This window comes from Kitasatospora sp. NPDC088783, from assembly GCF_044750705.1.
In the GTDB taxonomy this organism is placed as follows: Bacteria; Actinomycetota; Actinomycetes; order Streptomycetales; family Streptomycetaceae; genus Kitasatospora; species Kitasatospora fiedleri.
The window spans coordinates 23390-41129 of sequence record NZ_JBIVKJ010000003.1 but is presented as its reverse complement, the minus strand read 5'-3'; the positions used below and the strand labels follow the sequence as shown (position 1 = coordinate 41129).

The window sequence follows — 17740 nt, the reverse complement described above, 5'->3', positions numbered from 1 at the left end:
TGCGGCCGCCTACACTGGTTCCCGCTATGGCTTACCTCGACCACGCCGCCACCACCCCGATGCTGCCCGAGTCGGTCGCCGCGATGACGGCGCAGTTCGGCGCCGTCGGCAACGCCTCCTCGCTGCACGCCGCCGGGCGGCGCGCCCGCCGGGTGGTCGAGGAGTCCCGGGAGTCGCTCGGCGAGTCGCTGGGCGCCCGCCCCAGCGAGATCGTGTTCACCGGGGGCGGCACCGAGTCCGACAACCTGGCGGTCAAGGGCCTCTACTGGGCCCGGCGCGACGCCGACCCGGCCCGCCGCCGGGTGCTCAGCAGCCCGGTCGAGCACCACGCGGTGCTGGACGCGGTGCACTGGCTGGCCGAGCACGAGGGCGCCGAGGTCGAGTACCTGCCGGTCGACGCGCTCGGCCGGGTGCACCCCGAGGCGCTGCGGGAGGCGATCGAGCGGGCCCCGGAGACGGTCGCGCTGGTCACCGTGATGTGGGCCAACAACGAGGTCGGCACCGTCCAGCCGATCCGCGAACTCGCCGCCGTCGCCGCCGAGTTCGAGGTGCCGATGCACTCCGACGCGGTGCAGGCGCTGGGCCAGGTGCCGGTCTCCTTCGCGGACTCCGGGCTGACCGCGCTCACCGTCACCGGCCACAAGGTCGGCGGCCCGTACGGGGTCGGCGCGCTGCTGCTGGCCCGTTCCGCCAAGCCCGTCCCGCTGCTGCACGGCGGCGGCCAGGAGCGCGACGTCCGCTCCGGCACGCTGGACGTGCCCGGCGCCGCCGGGTTCGCGGTGGCCGCCGGGCTGGCCGTCGAGCGGCAGCCCGGGTACGCGGCCGCGACCGGCGCGCTGCGCGACGAGCTGCTGGCCGTGGTCCGCTCGGCCGCGCCGGACGCGGTGCTCAACGGCGACCCGGGCGCGGACGGGCGGCTGCCCGCCAACGCGCACTTCTCCTTCCCCGGCTGCGAGGGCGACGCGCTGCTGATGCTGCTGGACGCGGCCGGCGTGGAGTGCTCCACCGGCTCGGCCTGCTCGGCCGGCGTCCCGCAGCCCAGCCACGTGCTGCTGGCGATGGGCGTCGACCCGGGCCTGGCCCGCGCCTCGCTGCGCTTCTCGCTCGGGCACACCTCCACCGCCGCGGACGTGGCGGCGCTGGCCGCCGCGCTGCCCGGCGCGGTGGAGCGGGCCCGGCGGGCCGGGCTGGTGCGCGCCGCGCGCTGAGCGGGCCGTCCGCCGGGCGGGCCGTCCGCCGGGCGGGCCGTCCGGGTGGGGTTCCGTTTGCGACGGGACCTTCTGCTTCGGGACGTACGCTGGGGGCATGAACGCACCCCTGCCCGAGCGCACCGTCCGTGACCTCACCGGGCTGCTGGCCCAGGCCGCGCACGCCATGAACACCCGCCTGTCGCTGGCCCTGGCCGAGATCGACAGCTCCCCGCGCAAGCACTGCGTACTGCTGCACGCCATGGAGGCCGAGCGCACCCAGTCGCAGCTGGCCGCGATCGCCGGGCTGGACAAGACCACCATGGTGGTCACCGCCGACGAGCTGGAGCGGGACGGCCTGGCCGAGCGCCACCCGTCCGCGACCGACCGGCGGGTGAAGGTCATCCGGGTCACCCCCGCGGGCGCGGAGCTGGTGCGGCGCGGCGAGGTGATCGTCGACCGGGTGCACGGGGAGGCGCTGGGCGAGCTGTCGGCGGGGGAGCGGCAGGTCTTCGTGGACGCGCTGGACCGGCTGCAGCAGGCGGCGGAGTTCCCGATGGTCGGCGAGGGGGGCGTGGTGCGCCGACCGCGGCGGTCCCGCCAGGGATAGGCCGGGGGCGGGTCGGGGACGGGCCGGGGGGAGGCCGGGGAGTCGCCCGCGAGTACGTTCCGTTCTGGATCGTCTATTACGAAACTATCTGCTACGGTCTCTCTTGTCGGGGGAGCGCGCCCGCGCGTCCCCGGGAGGGAGAAGACCCATGTCCGAGAACTCGTCCCGCGCCCGCTGGCTGGCCCTCGCGGTGGTGTGCGCCGGGATGCTGATGGTGATCCTGGACGGGTCGATCACCACCGTCGCGCTGCCCGCCATCCAGGCCGACCTGCACATCGGACCGGCCGGACTGGCCTGGGTGGTGGACGCCTACGTGGTCGCCTTCGGCGGACTGCTGCTGCTCGCCGGACGGCTCGGCGACCTGCTCGGCCGTCGCCGGACCTACCTCGCCGGGATCGCCGGCTTCACCGCCGCCTCCGTGCTGTGCGGCCTCGCGGCGAACCCCGGGACACTGATCGCCGCCCGCTTCCTCCAGGGCGCCGGCGGGGCGCTGGCCTCCGCCGTCGGCCTCGGCATGGTGGTCGCGCTCTTCCCCGACCCCGCCGAGCGGGCCAAGGCGTTCGGCGCGGTCGGCTTCACCGGCGCGACCGGCGCCTCGATCGGCCAGGTGCTCGGCGGCGTCCTCACCCAGGGCCTCGGCTGGCACTGGATCTTCTTCATCAACCTGCCGATCGGCGCCGCCGCCCTGCTCGCGGGCCTGCGCCTGCTGGCCGACGACCGCGGCCCCGGCCTGCGGGCGGGCGCCGACGCCCCCGGCGCCGTCCTGGTCACCGGCGGACTGATGCTCGGCGTCTACACCATCGTCGAGGGCGGCCCGGCCGGCTGGACCTCCGCCCGCACCCTGGCCACCGGCGCCGCCGCGCTCGTCCTGCTCGCCGCCTTCCTGCTCCGGCAGACCCGCACCGCGACCCCGCTGCTCCCGCTGCGGGTCCTCGCCCGGCGCACCACCGCGCTCGCCAACCTGATCCAACTCCTCATGCTGGCCGCGCTGTTCGGCTTCCAGATCCTGCTCGCCCTGTACCTCCAGCAGGTCCAGCACTACGGCGCCCTGGCCACCGGACTGGCCATGCTGCCCGCCGCCCTCACCATCGGCGCGGTCTCCCTGCTGCTCGCCGCCCGCACCATCGCCCGGCTCGGCGAACGCCGCACCCTGCTGCTCGGCCTGGCCCTGCTCACCGTCGGCATCGGCCTGCTCACCCGGCTCCCGGCCGGCCGCCTCGACTACGCCGCCGACGTCCTGCCCACCCTGCTCAGCGCGGCCGGCTTCGGCCTCGCCACCACCGCCCTCACCGCCCTCGGCATGGCCGAGGCCGGCCCCGCCGACGCCGGACTGCTCTCCGGCCTGCTCACCACCACCCAGCAGGTCGGCGCCGCGCTCGGCGTCGCCGTCCTCAGCGCACTGGCCGCCGACCGCGGCGTCGGCGGGTTCCACCTCGCCTTCGGCACCGGCGCCGGGCTCCTGCTCGCCGCCCTGCTGCTGGCCCTCGCGCTGCCCCGGCACCGCCGCCCGGCCGCCCCCGCCGGACCGGCCGCCGCCGATTCCCCCGCCCTGGTCCGGCACTGACCGTCGAGGGCGCCGGGCACCCCCGTTACGCTTGGAGGCACCATGACTGACTTCCCCGGCGCCCCGACCACCCCGTCCACCGGCCGCCTGCGCGTGCTCGCCGCGATGTCCGGCGGCGTCGACTCCGCCGTCGCCGCCGCCCGGGCCGTCGAGGCCGGCCACGAGGTGACCGGCGTCCACCTGGCGCTCGCCAGCAACCCGCAGTCCTTCCGCACCGGCGCCCGCGGCTGCTGCACCCTGGAGGACTCCCGGGACGCCCGCCGCGCCGCCGACGTGATCGGCATCCCGTTCTACGTCTGGGACCTGGCCGAGCGCTTCCGCGAGGACGTGATCGAGGACTTCGTCGCCGAGTACGCCGCCGGGCGCACCCCCAACCCGTGCCTGCGCTGCAACGAGAAGATCAAGTTCGCCGCGCTGCTCGACAAGGCGGTCGCGCTCGGCTTCGACGCCGTCTGCACCGGCCACTACGCCCGGATCGTCGACCACCCCGACGGCACCCGCGAACTGCACCGCGCCGTCGACGCCGCCAAGGACCAGTCCTACGTGCTCGGCGTGCTCGACGCCGAACAGCTCGCCCACTCGCTCTTCCCGCTCGGCGACACCACCAAGGACGTCATCCGCGAAGAGGCCGGACGGCGCGGCCTCGCCGTCGCCAAGAAGCCCGACAGCCACGACATCTGCTTCATCGCCGACGGCGACACCCAGGGCTTCCTCGCCGAGCGCCTCGGCACCGCCCCCGGCGACATCCTCGACACCGACGGCACCAAGCTCGGCGAGCACGACGGCGCCTACGGCTTCACCATCGGCCAGCGCAAGGGCCTGCGCCTGGGCCGCCCCGCCGCCGACGGCAAGCCCCGCTACGTCCTCGACATCTCCCCGGTGAACAACACCGTCACCGTCGGCCCCGCCGACGGCCTCGACGTCCACGCCCTCACCGCCATCCGCCCCCGCTGGTGCGGCACCCCGGCCACCGGCGAGGGCCGCTACACCGCCCAGCTCCGCGCCCACGGCGAGGAGGTCCCGGTCACCGCCGTCCTCACCGACGACCGACTGCACGTCCGCCTCGACACCCCCGCCCGCGGCATCGCCCCCGGCCAGGCCGTGGTCCTCTACGACGGCACCCGGGTGGTCGGCTCGGCCACCATCGCCGCCACCGAACGCGCCGTCGCGGTCTGACGACCCGGCGGACCGGGGGTTTTCCGGCCGGTTATCGGTTTGACCCGGGCGGGCCGGGCGGTGATAGGACTGGGAGCACTATGAACATCACGGTCTTCTGCTCCGCCAACTCCCTCGACGCCAAGTACACCGACCCGGCGGCCGAGTTCGCCCGGCTGCTCGGGGAGGCCGGGCACACGCTGGTGTGGGGCGGGTCGCACGCCGGGCTGATGGGGCAGCTCGCGGACGGGGTCAAGGAGGCCGGCGGGCGGCTGGTGGGGATCTCGGTGGAGTTCCTGCGGCACAAGGCGTACGAGGGGGCGGACGAGCTGGTGACCATGCCGGACCTGCCGACCCGGAAGGCCGAGCTGCTGGCCCACGGGGACGCGCTGGTGGTGCTGGTCGGCGGGATCGGCACGCTGGACGAGATCACCGAGGTGCTGGAGCTCAAGAAGCACGGCCTGCACGACAAGCCGGTGGTCGTCCTGGACACCGAGGGCTTCTACACCGGCCTGCGCCTCCAGCTGGAGCGGATGGACGCCGAGGGCTTCCTGCCCCGCCCGCTCGCCGAGCTGGTGGCCTTCGCCCGGACGCCCGCCGAGGCGCTCGCCCACCTGTCCGCCCACCAGTCCCGGTAAGGAAGACCACCATGGGTGTCCACCTGATCACCGGAGCCGGTTCCGGCATCGGCGCCGCCGTCACCGACCGGCTCGCCGCCCGCGGCGAGGAGCTGTGGCTGCTCGCCCGGGACGCCCGCCGCGCCGCCCAGCTGCGCGAGCGCCACCCGGACGCGCGGACCCTGGTCGGGGACCTGGACGACCCGGCCAAGCTGTCCTGGGCGTTCGGCCACCAGGCGCTGCCGGTGGAGCTCGACTCGCTGCTGCACGTCGCGGGCGTGGTCGAGCTCGGCACGATCGGGGAGACCCCGGTCAAGGCGTGGCAGCACCAGCTCAACGTCAACGCGGTCGCGCCCGCCGAACTCACCCGCCTGCTGCTGCCCTCGCTCCGGCAGGCCCGCGGCCACGTGGTGTTCGTCAACTCCGGCGCCGGCCTGCGCGCCGACCCGACCTGGGGCTCGTACGCGGCCAGCAAGTTCGCGGTTCGCGCGCTGGCGGACGCGCTGCGGCAGGAGGAGCACGCCAACGGCGTCCGGGTGACCACCGTCTACCCCGGGCGGACCGCCACCCCGATGCAGGTGAAGGTGCACCAGCAGGAGGGCAAGGAGTACGACCCGGACCGCTGGATCGCCCCGGACTCGGTCGCCACCGCCGTCCTCACCGCGCTCGACCTGCCGCGCGACGCGGAGATCACCGAGATCACCGTCCGCCCCGGCCGGTAGGCGACACCGGGGGCGCCGCGGTAATTCCTTGCGGTGTACGTACGAGTCTGGAACCATCCCCCCGTTCGGATCTGCCGAACTTCTGCTCTGGGGGGTAAGTCATCAACAGGCGCATAGCAGCGGCTGCGGGCGTTCTGGTGCTCGGCTCGGTGGCCGTTCCGGCCATCGGGGCGGGTGCCGCGTCAGCGGCCGCGGGCACGCTCCACGTGAACAACACGGTGTCCTGCTCCGACGGGGCGGGCGCCGGGACACCGGCGCTCCCGTTCTGCCACGTGGCGGCCGCGGCCGCGGTGGTGAACGCGGGGCAGACCGTCGAGATCGCCGACGGCGACTACAACGAGACCGATCTGACGTTCACCCGCTCGGGCACGGCCGACGCGCCGATCACCTTCCGCGGGACCGAGAACGAGAACTCGATCGGCGGCAGCCGCATCCACGCGGACTCGGACTCCGCGCACCCGAGCAACGGACTGCTCGTCGCGGGCGCGCAGCACCTGGTGTTCCAGAACCTGACGGTCACCGCGTCGTACACCAAGAAGGCGCTGCTGGTCGACCACGGCAACGACATCAAGGTCCGCGGCGTCACCTTCTTCGGCACGGGCGTCCAGGTCACCAACGGGTCCACCGACGTGGTCGTGGCCGGTTCGGACCTGGAGGGCAAGGGCCCGGTGGCCCTCGTCGACGGCGGCTCGCAGAACACCGTGATCAGCACCAACCAGGTGTACGGCAACAACGTCGACAACATGACCGGCATCCAGGTCACCGACGCGCCGGGCACCGTCGTGGTCAGCAACACCGTCCGGAGCTCCTGCTTCCCGGGCATCGTGCTCGGCGGCGCCTCCACCGGGGCGACCATCGAGAACAACGTGGTGGAGGCCCAGACCGGCTACGGCCCGCCGGCCTGCGCCAACCCCGGCCGGGCCACCGGGATCACGGTCGCCGCGACCGCGACCACCGGCACCAAGCTGGACTACGACCTGGTCAGCTCGCTGAGCGGCGGCGCGGCCTACAACTGGGGCGGCACCGCCTACAGCACCCAGCAGGCCCTCACCGCCGCCACCGGCCAGGGCGCGCACGAGATCGTCGCGGACCCGGACTGGCTCTGGCAGCGGGACCCGAGCCACAAGCCGTCGCCGGTCATCGACTCGGCGGACGAGAACGCGCCGGGCATGCTCGACCGGGACGCCTACGGCCAGCCGGCCGCGGACCACCCGACCGTGCCCAACACCGGTACCGGCAGCGGCACCCGTGACCGGGGCGCGCAGGAGTACATGGACTTCGGCAGCCTGTTCACCCCCGCCGGCCCGTCCCGGCTGCTGGACACCCGGGCGCACATCGGGGTGCCGACCACCACGCCGGTCGCGGCGTGGGGCACCGTCGACCTGCCGGTGGCCGGTCTCGCCGGGGTGCCGGCCCAGGGCGTCACCGCGGTCACGCTGAACGTCACCGTCACCGACCCGGCGGCCGAGGGGCACCTCACCGTGTACCCGCACGGCGGGGACCGCCCGACCTCCTCGAACCTCAACTGGACGGCCGGGAAGACGATCCCGAACCTGGTGACCGTCCCGGTGGTCGACGGCAAGGTGTCGTTCTACAACGCCTCGCCCGGCACCGTGCACGTGATCGCCGACCTGGCGGGCTACTACAGCGGCAAGGGCAGCGTCTTCACCTCGAAGTCCCCGACCCGACTGCTGGACACCCGGGCGCACATCGGGGTGCCGACCACCACGCCGGTCGCGGCGCGGGGCACCGTCGACCTGCCGGTGACCGGTCTCGCCGGGGTGCCGGCCCAGGGCGTCACCGCGGTCACGCTGAACGTCACCGTCACCGAGCCCGGCCAGGAGGGGCACCTCACCGTCTACCCGCACGGCGGTGCCGCCCCGAACGCGTCCAACCTCAACTGGACGGCCGGGAAGACGATCCCGAACCTGGTGACCGTCCCGGTGATCGACGGCAAGGTGTCGTTCTACAACGCCTCCGACAGCACCGTGCACGTGATCGCCGACCTGGCCGGCTACTACAGCGCGAACGGGTACGAGACGTACCGCCCGGTCGGCCCCTGGCGCCTCATGGACACCCGGGAGGACTGGGGCTTCGGCTCCGGCACCAACATGCGCCACGCCGGCCCGGTGCCCGCCCGGGGCACGCTCGACCTCGACCTGGACATGCCGGTGACGGACTCGGTGACCCTCAACGTCACCGTGACCGAGCCCGGCACGGACGGGCACCTGACGGTCTACCCGCACGGCGGCACCGCCCCGAACGTGTCCAACCTCAACTGGGTCAAGGGCGAGACCATCCCGAACCAGGTGGTGGTCAAGGTCCAGGACGGCAAGGTGTCGTTCTACAACGCCAGCGACGCTCCGGTGCACCTGGTGGTCGACACCCCCGGCTACAACTCGCGCTGACCGGGCGCGGGACGGCCGACGGCGGAACAGCAGGACGGCAAAGCAGCAGGACGCAGGGCGCGAGGGAATCCTCCCCGCGCCCTGCGCGCGTCCCGGGACCCCTTAGGCTCGGTGCCCGTGACCAGTGAGCACTCCTTCCCCGAGATGTACGGCGCCGCGACGGCGATCGGATCGATGCCCGGCCGGGACGTGCGGGAGATGGCCCGGGGGGTGACGGCCGAGCTGGAGCAGTTGCCGCACCTGCCCGAACTGCCCGCGCGCGGGCCCGGGGCGGACATGATCGGGCGCGGCGCCGGGCTGCTGACCGAGCTGTTCGTGCAGACCGAGCCCAGCGGCTGGCGGTTCACCGACCGCCCCGGGCGGGACACCAGGCGGGCGGTGTCCTGGCTCGGCGAGGACCTGGACGCGCTGGAGGAGTACACCCAGGGCTACACCGGCCCGCTCAAGGTGCAGGCGGTCGGGCCGTGGACGCTGGCCGGCTCGATCGAGCTGCGGCACGGGGAGAAGGCGCTCAGCGATCCCGGCGCCTGCCGGGACCTGGCCGGCTCGCTCGCCGAGGGCCTGCGCCGCCACCTCGCCGACGTCCGCCGCCGGGTCCCCGGCGCGACGGTGGTGCTGCAACTGGACGAGCCGCTGCTGCCCGCCGTGCTGGCCGGGTCGGTGAAGACCGCCAGCGGCTTCCAGCGGCTGCGCGCCGTCGACCGCCAACGCGCCGAGCAGGCCCTGCGCGAGCTGATCGGCGGCCTCGACGCGCCCGTCCTGGTGCACAGTTGCGCGCCCGGGGTGCCGATCCCGCTGCTGCGCCGGGCCGGGGCCGCCGGGATCAGCCTGGACTTCGGCCTGCTGACCGAACGTGACGACGACGACCTCGGCGAGGCGGTCGAGGGCGGCACGCTGCTGCTGGCCGGTGTGGTGCCGTCCGCCGACGTCGAAACGTCGGACCCGGCCGGTAGTGTCCAGGGGGTCAGGACGTTGTGGCGCAGGCTCGGGCTGGCCCCCGAGCTGCTGGGCCGCCGCGTGGTGGTGACGCCGACGTGCGGGCTGGCGGGGGCGTCCCCGGCGTACGCGCGGCGGGCACTGGCCGCGGCGGTGCGGGCGGCCCGGAGCCTGGTGGACAACCCGGAGTGACGAGCGAGGAGGACGGCGCGGTGGCGGCTGTGGAGGGCTGGGAGGAGATCCCGGCGGAGGTGCGGACGCGGCACGCCGAGCTGGCGACCGAGATCGAGGAGCACCGGGCCCGGTACTACGACCAGGACGCCCCGGTCATCAGCGACGCCGAGTTCGACGCCCTGATGCGGGAATTGGAGTCGCTGGAGGCCGCCCACCCGGCGCTGGTCACGCCCGACTCGCCGAGCCAGAAGGTCGGCGGCGGGTCGACCGAGCAGTTCGCCCCCGTGGTGCACCGGGAGCGGCTGCTCAGCCTCGACAACGCGATGGACGAGGAGGAGCTGGCCGCCTGGGCCGAGCGGGTCGCCACCGAGCTGTCCGGCATCGACTACCACTACCTGTGCGAGCTCAAGGTCGACGGCCTGGCCGTCAACCTGACGTACGAGCGCGGCGAACTGGTGCTGGCCGCCACCCGCGGCACCGGCGTGGTCGGCGACGACATCACCGCCAACGTCCGCACCATCAAGGGCATCCCGCACCGGCTGCGCGGCGAGAACGTCCCGGAGCTGGTCGAGATCCGCGGCGAGGTGTACTTCCCCACCGAGGAGTTCGACGCGCTGAACGCCTCCTTCGCGGCGGAGAACGAGCGCCGCCGGCAGGAGAACGAGGAGCGCGCCAAGGAGGGCAAGCGGCCCCGGGCGATGATCCGGCTGTTCATGAACCCGCGCAACGCCGCCGCCGGCTCGCTGCGCCAGAAGGACCCGCACGTCACCGCCTCCCGCCCGCTGCGGATGGTGGTGCACGGCATCGGCGCCCGGACCGGCTTCGACATCGACTGCCAGTCGCACGCGTACCGGCTGCTGCACGACTGGGGCCTGCCCACCGCCCGGCACAACGAGGTGGTCGGCACGCTGGACGAGGTGCGGGCGTTCATCAAGCGCTTCGGCGAGCAGCGGCACTCCGTCGAGCACGAGATCGACGGCGTGGTGGTCAAGGTCGACGAGATCGCCCTCCAGGGCCGGCTCGGCTCCACCTCCAAGTCGCCGCGCTGGGCGATCGCCTGGAAGTACCCGCCGGAGGAGGTCACCGGCAAGCTCGCCGACATCAAGATCGGCATCGGCCGCACCGGCCGGGCCACCCCGTACGCGGTGCTGGCCGCGCCGGTGAAGGTGGCCGGCTCGATGGTGCAGTACGCCACCCTGCACAACCAGCAGGTGGTCAAGGCCAAGGACGTGCTGCTCGGCGACACCGTCGTGCTGCGCAAGGCCGGCGACGTCATCCCGGAGATCCTCGGCCCGGTCTACGACCTGCGCGACGGCGGCGAGCGCGAGTTCGTGATGCCCGAGCGGTGCCCGGAGTGCGGCACCCCGCTGCGCCCGATGTCCGAGGGCGACATCGACCTGCGCTGCCCCAACGCCCAGCGCTGCCCGGCCCAGATCCGCGAGCGGATCGCCTTCCTCGGCGGCCGCCAGTGCCTGGACGTCGAGGGCCTCGGCTACGTCGCCGCCACCGCGCTGACCCAGCCGCTGGAGCCCGCCGACCCGCCGGTGCGGGACGAGGGCGACATCTTCGGCCTGACCGAGGAGCAGCTGCTGCCGATCAAGGTGCTGGTGCGCGACCCGAAGACCGGCATGCCCAAGCTGGACGACAAGACCGGCGAGGAGAAGAAGGTCTCCTTCTTCGCCACCACCACGGGCGCGCCGAAGAAGAACACCGGCCTCCTGCTGGAGAACCTGGCCGCCGCCAAGGACCGCCCGCTGTGGCGTTTCCTGAACGGCCTGTCGATCCGGCACGTCGGCCCGGTCGCCGCCCAGCAGCTGGCCCGCGAGTTCCGCGACCTGGACCGGGTCTTCGCCGCCGACGAGACCGAACTGGCCGCCGTCGAGGGCGTCGGGCCGACCATCGCCCGCGCCGTCAAGGAGTGGTACGCCGAGGACTGGCACCGCGAGCTGCTGGAGAAGTGGCGCGCCGCCGGCGTGGCCTTCACCGAGGAGGGCGGGCCGGAGCAGGGCGAACGCCCGCTGGAGGGCCTGACCGTGGTGGTCACCGGCACCCTCGCCGGGCACACCCGGGACGGCGCCAAGGAGGCGCTGACCTCGCGCGGCGCCAAGGTCACCGGCGCGGTCTCGAAGAAGACGCATTTCGTGGTGGTCGGCGACAACCCCGGCTCCAAGTACGACAAAGCGGTGCAGCTGGGCGTCCCGGTGCTGGACGACGCGGGCTTCGCGGTGCTGCTCGACCAGGGCGCGGACGCGGCCCGGGCGCACCTCGGCCTGGAGCCGCTGACCGGCCCGGAAACCGCCGGGAGCGCCCCGGCGGACGGCCCGCGGGAGGGCGTGGAAGCGGGCGCGGACGGGGCTCCGGGCGCGGACGCGGCGGCCGTCGAAGGCGATACGAACGAAGCGGACGCGGTGGGGGAAAATGTCGGGGAAGGGAGGGACGAGAAGGTTTCCTGACGCGTCGTTATCGTCCTGATGCCGCGTCAGCGGGGTGTTCGAGAAGGAAATCGGGCATTGTGTCACTGGACAACGCGCGGATATGACGTTGCGCTCAGAGGTGGCCCGAAAGTGCGCCCAGGTGGTGCGCCCCGGCTTACCCTGGGCGCTACGAACTGTCAGCAGGAGTGTGTGGCACCGGTTTTCCCGCCGGCGCCCCGGGGACACGCCCTCGTCTGACGTCCACCGGCACCTCTGAGGAGAGGGGTGCCTCACCGTGAGGCGGCCCCGCCGGGGGGCGGGCCCGACGGAGGACTGGGCTTATGGATCGTACGACCGGCGGCGCGCCCACACGCCCGCCGCAGGGGGTGGCAGGGGCGGTCCTGCTGCTCGGCGTGCTGCTGGCCGGGGCCGCGCCGCTCATCCCGCTGGCCGTCCTGGTGTACCGCTACGAACCCGAGCTGCTCCCGCTGTTCGCGGTTCCCCTGGCCGTGCTGGTCGCCGCCTGGCGGATCGCCCGCGACCGGGCGCGGGACCAGCTCACCGACCCGCTCACCGACCTGCCCAACCGGCAGGCCCTGCTGATCGCCACCCAGGAGGCACTGGCCCGGCACGAGGCCGAACCCGGCTACAGCGTCGGCCTGATCCTGCTCGACCTGGACCGCTTCCGCTCGCTCAACGACGCCCTGGGCCACACCGCGGGCGACCGGCTGCTGGTGCACATCGCCCGCCGGCTGCACCGCGCCCTGCGCACCGGCGCCGGCCACCCCCGGGACGGCGAGGACGGCACCGCGCTGCCCCCGCCGGTCCGCCGCGGCGAGCGCCCGGTGGTGGCCCGGATGGGCGGCGACGAGTTCGCCGTGCTGCTGCCGGGGGTGGGCAGCCCCGACCTGCTGGAGCGCACCGCGAAGGCGCTGATCGCCGAACTCGCCGCGCCGATCCGGCTGGACGGCCTGCTGCTGGTCCTGGAGGCCAGCGCCGGGGTGTGCGTCTACCCGACCCACGCCCAGGACGCGGAGTCGCTGCTGCGGCGCGCCGACGTCGCGATGGGCCACGCCCAGCACAGCCGCAGCGGCGTCGAGCGCTACGACGAGGCCCGCGACCTGGACACCCCGTACCGGATCGGCCTGCTCGGCGACCTGCGGCGGGCCATCGAGATGAACGAGGTGCAGCTGCACTACCAGCCGAAGGTGGCCTTCGACGGCAGCGTGGTCGGCCTGGAGGCGCTGGTGCGCTGGGAGCGGCCCGGGCAGGGGAGGGTCGCGCCGGACGAGTTCATCGCCCTCGCCGAGTCCTCCGGGCTGATGCCCCGGCTCACCGACTACGTGCTGGAGAGCGCCGTCGGGCAGATCGCCCGCTGGCGCAACCAGGGCCTGATGGTGCCCGTCGCGGTCAACGTCTCGCCGCGCGACGTCCTCAACCCCGGCTTCGCCGCCCGGGTCGCCGGACACCTCACCCGGCACCAGGTGCCCGCGGTGGCGCTCCAACTGGAGATCACCGAACGGCTGCTGCTGGACGACAGCCGGCGGGCCGCCGACACCCTGGCCGAACTGCGCCGCTACGGCGTGCGGATGTCGCTGGACGACTTCGGCACCGGGCACTCCTCGATGGTGCGGCTGCGCAGCCTGCCGGTCGGCGAACTCAAGATCGACCGCTCCTTCGTCTCCCGGATGGTCGCCGACGACCACGACGCGGCCGTGGTGCGCTGCTCGGTGGAGCTCGCCCACTCGCTGGGGCTCACCGTGGTCGCCGAGGGCGTCGAGGACGACGAGACCTGGGAGCGGCTCCAGGACATGGGCGTCGACGCCGTCCAGGGCTGGCTGGTCTCGGCGGCGCTGCCCGTCGACCAGGCCACCGCCTGGCTGCTGGTGCGGCGCAACGACGCGCCGCCGGTGGAGTCGCTGCCGCGCTGACCGCACGCTTCGAGGGCCGCCCGGCAACGTCCCGGGCGGCCCTCGAAGCGTGCGCCCGGTCGGCCGTCCCCCTTCTGCCCATAGGATGGCCCCTCAGGACCGAAAGGACCGGCCTGCCCCGCGGGGCGGGGACCGGCCCACCAGAACTCACCCTTGAGGATCGCTGCATGCCTGGCATCACGCGCGAGGAGGTCGCCCACCTCGCCCGGCTGTCGCGTCTGGAGTTGCAGGCGGAGGAGTTGGACCACTTCGCCGAGCAGCTCGACGTGATCATCGGCGCGGTCGCCCGCGTTTCCGAGGTCGCGGGGCAGGACGTCCCGCCGACCTCCCACCCGCTCCCGCTCACCAACGTGATGCGGACGGACGAGGTGCGGCCGTCGCTGACCCCGCAGCAGGCGCTCTCCGGCGCCCCGGCCAGCGAGGACCAGCGTTTCCGCGTGCCGCAGATCCTCGGGGAGGACTGACCGAGATGACCGAGCTGATCAAGTACACGGCGGCCGAGACGGCCGCCGCGATCGCCAAGGGCGAGGTCTCGGCGGTCGAGGTCGCCCAGGCCCACCTGGACCGGATCGACGCCGTCGACAAGAAGGTCAACGCCTTCCTGCACGTCGACCGCGAGGGCGCGCTGGCCGCGGCCCGCGCCGTCGACGAGAAGCGCGCGGCCGGCGCCGGGCTGGGCCCGCTGGCGGGCGTGCCGCTCGCGCTGAAGGACGTGTTCACCACCGCGGGCATCCCGACCACCTGCGGGTCGAAGATGCTCGAGGGCTGGATCCCGCCCTACGACGCCACCCTGACGAAGCGGCTCAAGGACGCCGACGTCGTCATCCTCGGCAAGACCAACATGGACGAGTTCGCGATGGGCTCCTCCACCGAGAACTCCGCCTACGGCCCGACCGGCAACCCGTGGGACCTCACCCGCATCCCCGGCGGCTCCGGCGGCGGCTCGGCCGCCGCGCTGGCCGCCTTCGAGGCGCCGCTGGCGATCGGCACCGACACCGGCGGCTCGATCCGCCAGCCCGGCGCCGTCACCGGCACCGTCGGCGTCAAGCCGACCTACGGCTCGGTGTCCCGCTACGGCCTGGTCGCCTTCTCCTCCTCGCTCGACCAGGGCGGCCCGTGCGCCCGCACCGTGCTGGACACGGCGCTGCTGCACGAGGCGATCGCCGGGCACGACCCGCTCGACTCCACCTCCATCGACGCCCCCGTCCCGGACGTGGTCGCCGCCGCGAAGCTGCGCGACGTGCGCGGCATGCGGATCGGCGTGGTCAAGGAGTTCGCCGGCGAGGGCTACCAGGCCGGCGTCATGCAGCGCTTCCAGGAGTCCGTCGAGCTGCTGCGCGACCTGGGCGCCGAGGTCGTCGAGGTCTCCTGCCCGTCGTTCACGCTGGCGCTGCCCGCGTACTACCTGATCGCCCCGTCCGAGTGCTCCTCGAACCTCGCCCGGTTCGACGCCATGCGCTACGGCCTGCGGGTCGGCGACGACGGCACCCGCTCCGCCGAGCAGGTCACCGCGCTCACCCGCGAGGCCGGCTTCGGCTCCGAGGTCAAGCGCCGCATCATCCTCGGCACCTACGCGCTGTCCTCCGGCTACTACGACGCCTACTACGGCTCCGCGCAGAAGGTCCGCACCCTGATCTCCCGGGACTTCGACGCCGCCTTCGCCGGCGTGGACGTGCTGGTCTCCCCGACCACCCCGACCACGGCATTCCCGATCGGCGAGCGGGCAGACGACCCGATGGCGATGTACCTCGCCGACCTGTGCACCATTCCCTCGAACCTGGCGGGCAACGCGGCCATGTCGCTGCCCTGCGGGCTCGCCCCGGAGGACAATCTCCCGGTCGGCCTGCAGATCATCGCCCCCGCGATGGCGGACGACCGCCTCTACCGCGTGGGCGGCGCCGTCGAGGCCGCGCTCAACGACAAGTGGGGCCACGCCCTGCTGGAGGAGGCACCGGCACTATGAGCAAGATCGAGAAGGCCAAGGGCTGGAAGCACTCGAAGCCCGGACTGTGGCTGTCCATCGGCACCAGCGCCTTCGGCGCGATCTCCATCGTCAAGGAGGCCCGCACCGCGCGCTCCGACAACGACACCCTCAAGCTGGTCAACGCCCTGGTCGGCGCCGCCGCCCTGATCACCGGCACCGCGCTCCTCGTCCGCGAGCTCAAGCGTCTCGGCGACGACGACGTCCTGCTCGGCTAGCGGCGCCGGTTCCGGAGAGGTCGGGGAGAAGAGATGATCACGCAGATCCGCATCGACGGCTTCAAGTCGTTCGTCGGCTTCGAGCTCGATGTGCATCCGGTGACGGTTCTTCTCGGCGTCAACGGGGCCGGCAAGTCCAACCTGTTCGACGCGCTGCGGCTGGTCGCCGGGACGGTCCGCCAGGGGTTCAAGGCGACCCTGGCAGCGGACCGGCGGCTGGCCGCGCGTGACCTGTTCCACCGGAACAGCGCGGGTGTACTGCGGGACGGGTTCACGATCGCGGTCCGGATGACCCTCCCGTTGACGAGTGGCCCGCGGTTCGTGGAAGTGCAGTTGGCCGCGCTTCGGAACGGAACCGGTGCTGCTGTCCTGGACCAGGACAGCAGCTGGGTCCGGGTGTCGGGTTCGGCTGATCGGCCGGAGGAAGAGATTCCCCTGACCGAGGTGCGGGACACCAGGAACAGGTTTGCGCACGGGACGATCGAGCCTACCGAGGTCGCAGAAGCGGCGTTCTGGCTCCTCGCGGAGAGCGCCGCCTGGCAGCCGTACGTCCTGGAACCCGACGCTCTGCGGGAGCTGGGGCGGCCTGAGGCGGACGGACCGCTGGAACCGCGCGGCAGCAACCTCGCCACGATGGTGCACCGGATTGAGGAGACCGCTCCCGAGCGTTTCATCCGCTTGACGGCCGACCTCGCGGCGTTGGTCCCAGGGGTGCGGGGCATCCGCACCGAAGTGCTGCGCACGCGTGGTGAGTTCGACTTCGAGGTGGAGTTCCAATACACCGGGTGGGTCTCGCCTGCTTCGCTTTCGGACGGCACGCTGCGGGCACTCGCCCTGCTGGCCGTGTACTGGGACCCGCAACGGACCAGCATGCTGGCCGTTGAGGAGATCGAGAACGGGATGCACCTGTCGCAGGTCGCCAAACTGGTGCACCGGCTCGGGCGCGGGGACGGCCAACTGCTGGCGACCACGCACTCGTCCGCGCTGCTGACCGCGCTGCGGAACGACCTGTCCGGGAGTGTGGTGTTCCTGGAACAGGCCAACCACGTGGACCCACAACGCGGCACGATTTCCCGGATCACGGCGCCCCTGCCGCTGCTGCCGCGCACCCCGGACAGCGAGCCCGGTGCTTCCAAGTCGCCGGAAGCGGTCGAGCGGCTGCTCCGTAGCATCGGGCAGGGAACGGCGTGAGTCGATGGCTGTCCCTCGGGCTGATGGTGGAAGGGGTGAGCGACGAGCCGTTCCTGCGGACGCTGGTCACCCGGCAGGTGGAAGAGCTGCTGTTGGTCAAAGCGCCCGGTCCGGTGGACGTGCAGCCGTGTGAGGTCTCGGTCGTACGAGTCACTGATCCGGGAGCATTGGAAGCGGCCAGGGCAATGGCGTCCGCGCACGAGTTGCTCTTCCTGCACAGCGACCGGAAGGAACGCGCCAAAGCGGAAGGTCTCGCGGCCGAGCTGCGGGAATGGGCAGGAAGGCCGAATGTCGCCGAGCCGGTGGTCTTGGTCCCGGTTCAGATGACCGAGTCGTGGATGCTCGCCGACCGGAAGGCGATCGCCACCGCGGTCGGCGGGGCAGACCTCACCGCCTATCCGTACAAGCATCCGGCGGACGTGGAGAGGGCGCACAACAGCCCCGACCACCATGACTACGCGAAGCGGGTCTGGCAGCGGATCGTGGGCAGCGGCCACGGCGGGGTGCTGGACGACAGCATGGAACTACTGGCACAACACATCGATCTTCGTATTCTCGGCCGGCTGCCGTCGTACCAGCGATGGCTTGCGGACACCGAACACGCATTGAAATTGAAAGGATTCCTGTGAGCA

The 17740-nt window shown here is 73.2% G+C and carries 15 protein-coding genes; all 15 read left to right on the top strand.

All coding sequences use genetic code 11. From position 1 onward, the window contains the following. The first annotated feature begins 26 nt into the window (after window positions 1–26). The 15 genes from ACIP60_RS08770 (at window position 27) to ACIP60_RS08700 (ending at window position 17737) form a co-directional block, all read left to right on the top strand. On the top strand, window positions 27–1208 hold the full coding sequence (locus ACIP60_RS08770; RefSeq protein ID WP_400681667.1) for a cysteine desulfurase family protein: 1182 nt from the start codon (window positions 27–29) through the stop codon (window positions 1206–1208). Between the two features lie 97 nt (window positions 1209–1305). Next, a complete protein-coding gene (locus ACIP60_RS08765; protein ID WP_100836270.1) occupies window positions 1306–1797 on the top strand; it encodes a MarR family winged helix-turn-helix transcriptional regulator in 492 nt (163 codons plus the stop codon). Between the two features lie 148 nt (window positions 1798–1945). Beyond that, window positions 1946–3361 carry an MFS transporter gene (locus ACIP60_RS08760; RefSeq protein WP_400681666.1) on the top strand — a complete coding sequence of 472 codons (1416 nt, stop codon included), beginning with the start codon at window positions 1946–1948 and terminating at the stop codon, window positions 3359–3361. A gap of 42 nt (window positions 3362–3403) precedes the next feature. Beyond that, the gene (gene mnmA / locus ACIP60_RS08755) at window positions 3404–4537 is read left to right on the top strand and encodes a tRNA 2-thiouridine(34) synthase MnmA (RefSeq protein WP_400681664.1); all 1134 of its coding nucleotides are present in this window, start codon (window positions 3404–3406) and stop codon (window positions 4535–4537) included. 80 nt (window positions 4538–4617) lie between these two features. Beyond that, the gene (locus ACIP60_RS08750) at window positions 4618–5154 is read left to right on the top strand and encodes a TIGR00730 family Rossman fold protein (protein WP_400681662.1); all 537 of its coding nucleotides are present in this window, start codon (window positions 4618–4620) and stop codon (window positions 5152–5154) included. A gap of 11 nt (window positions 5155–5165) precedes the next feature. Continuing rightward, window positions 5166–5855: an SDR family oxidoreductase gene (locus ACIP60_RS08745; RefSeq protein WP_400681659.1), complete on the top strand. Its 690-nt coding sequence runs from the start codon at window positions 5166–5168 to the stop codon at window positions 5853–5855. Between the two features lie 206 nt (window positions 5856–6061). Beyond that, window positions 6062–8263, top strand: a complete 2202-nt coding sequence (locus ACIP60_RS08740) for a right-handed parallel beta-helix repeat-containing protein (RefSeq protein ID WP_400681657.1) — start codon at window positions 6062–6064, stop codon at window positions 8261–8263. Between the two features lie 144 nt (window positions 8264–8407). After that, complete coding sequence (locus ACIP60_RS08735; RefSeq protein WP_400682627.1) at window positions 8408–9391, top strand: methionine synthase; 984 nt, start codon at window positions 8408–8410, stop codon at window positions 9389–9391. Then, the gene (gene ligA / locus ACIP60_RS08730) at window positions 9388–11826 is read left to right on the top strand and encodes an NAD-dependent DNA ligase LigA (RefSeq protein WP_400681655.1); all 2439 of its coding nucleotides are present in this window, start codon (window positions 9388–9390) and stop codon (window positions 11824–11826) included. The genes ACIP60_RS08735 and ligA overlap by 4 nt, the downstream gene beginning before the upstream one ends. Window positions 11827–12128: 302 nt before the next feature. After that, on the top strand, window positions 12129–13718 hold the full coding sequence (locus tag ACIP60_RS08725) for a bifunctional diguanylate cyclase/phosphodiesterase (protein ID WP_111556131.1): 1590 nt from the start codon (window positions 12129–12131) through the stop codon (window positions 13716–13718). Between the two features lie 167 nt (window positions 13719–13885). Further along, a complete protein-coding gene (gatC, locus tag ACIP60_RS08720) occupies window positions 13886–14182 on the top strand; it encodes an Asp-tRNA(Asn)/Glu-tRNA(Gln) amidotransferase subunit GatC (protein ID WP_400681653.1) in 297 nt (98 codons plus the stop codon). A gap of 5 nt (window positions 14183–14187) precedes the next feature. After that, entirely contained in the window at window positions 14188–15681 is a 1494-nt protein-coding gene (gene gatA / locus ACIP60_RS08715; protein ID WP_400681651.1) for an Asp-tRNA(Asn)/Glu-tRNA(Gln) amidotransferase subunit GatA, read from the top strand. Beyond that, window positions 15678–15917 (top strand): hypothetical protein, encoded by a 240-nt coding sequence (locus tag ACIP60_RS08710; RefSeq protein ID WP_100836260.1) that lies wholly within the window; start codon window positions 15678–15680, stop codon window positions 15915–15917. Before gatA ends, ACIP60_RS08710 begins: the two co-directional genes overlap by 4 nt. A gap of 33 nt (window positions 15918–15950) precedes the next feature. Further along, window positions 15951–17108 (top strand): AAA family ATPase, encoded by a 1158-nt coding sequence (locus ACIP60_RS08705; RefSeq protein WP_400681648.1) that lies wholly within the window; start codon window positions 15951–15953, stop codon window positions 17106–17108. 35 nt (window positions 17109–17143) lie between these two features. Beyond that, window positions 17144–17737, top strand: coding sequence for a hypothetical protein (locus tag ACIP60_RS08700; protein WP_400681645.1), 594 nt, complete (start codon window positions 17144–17146; stop codon window positions 17735–17737). The last annotated feature ends 3 nt before the right edge of the window (window positions 17738–17740 follow it).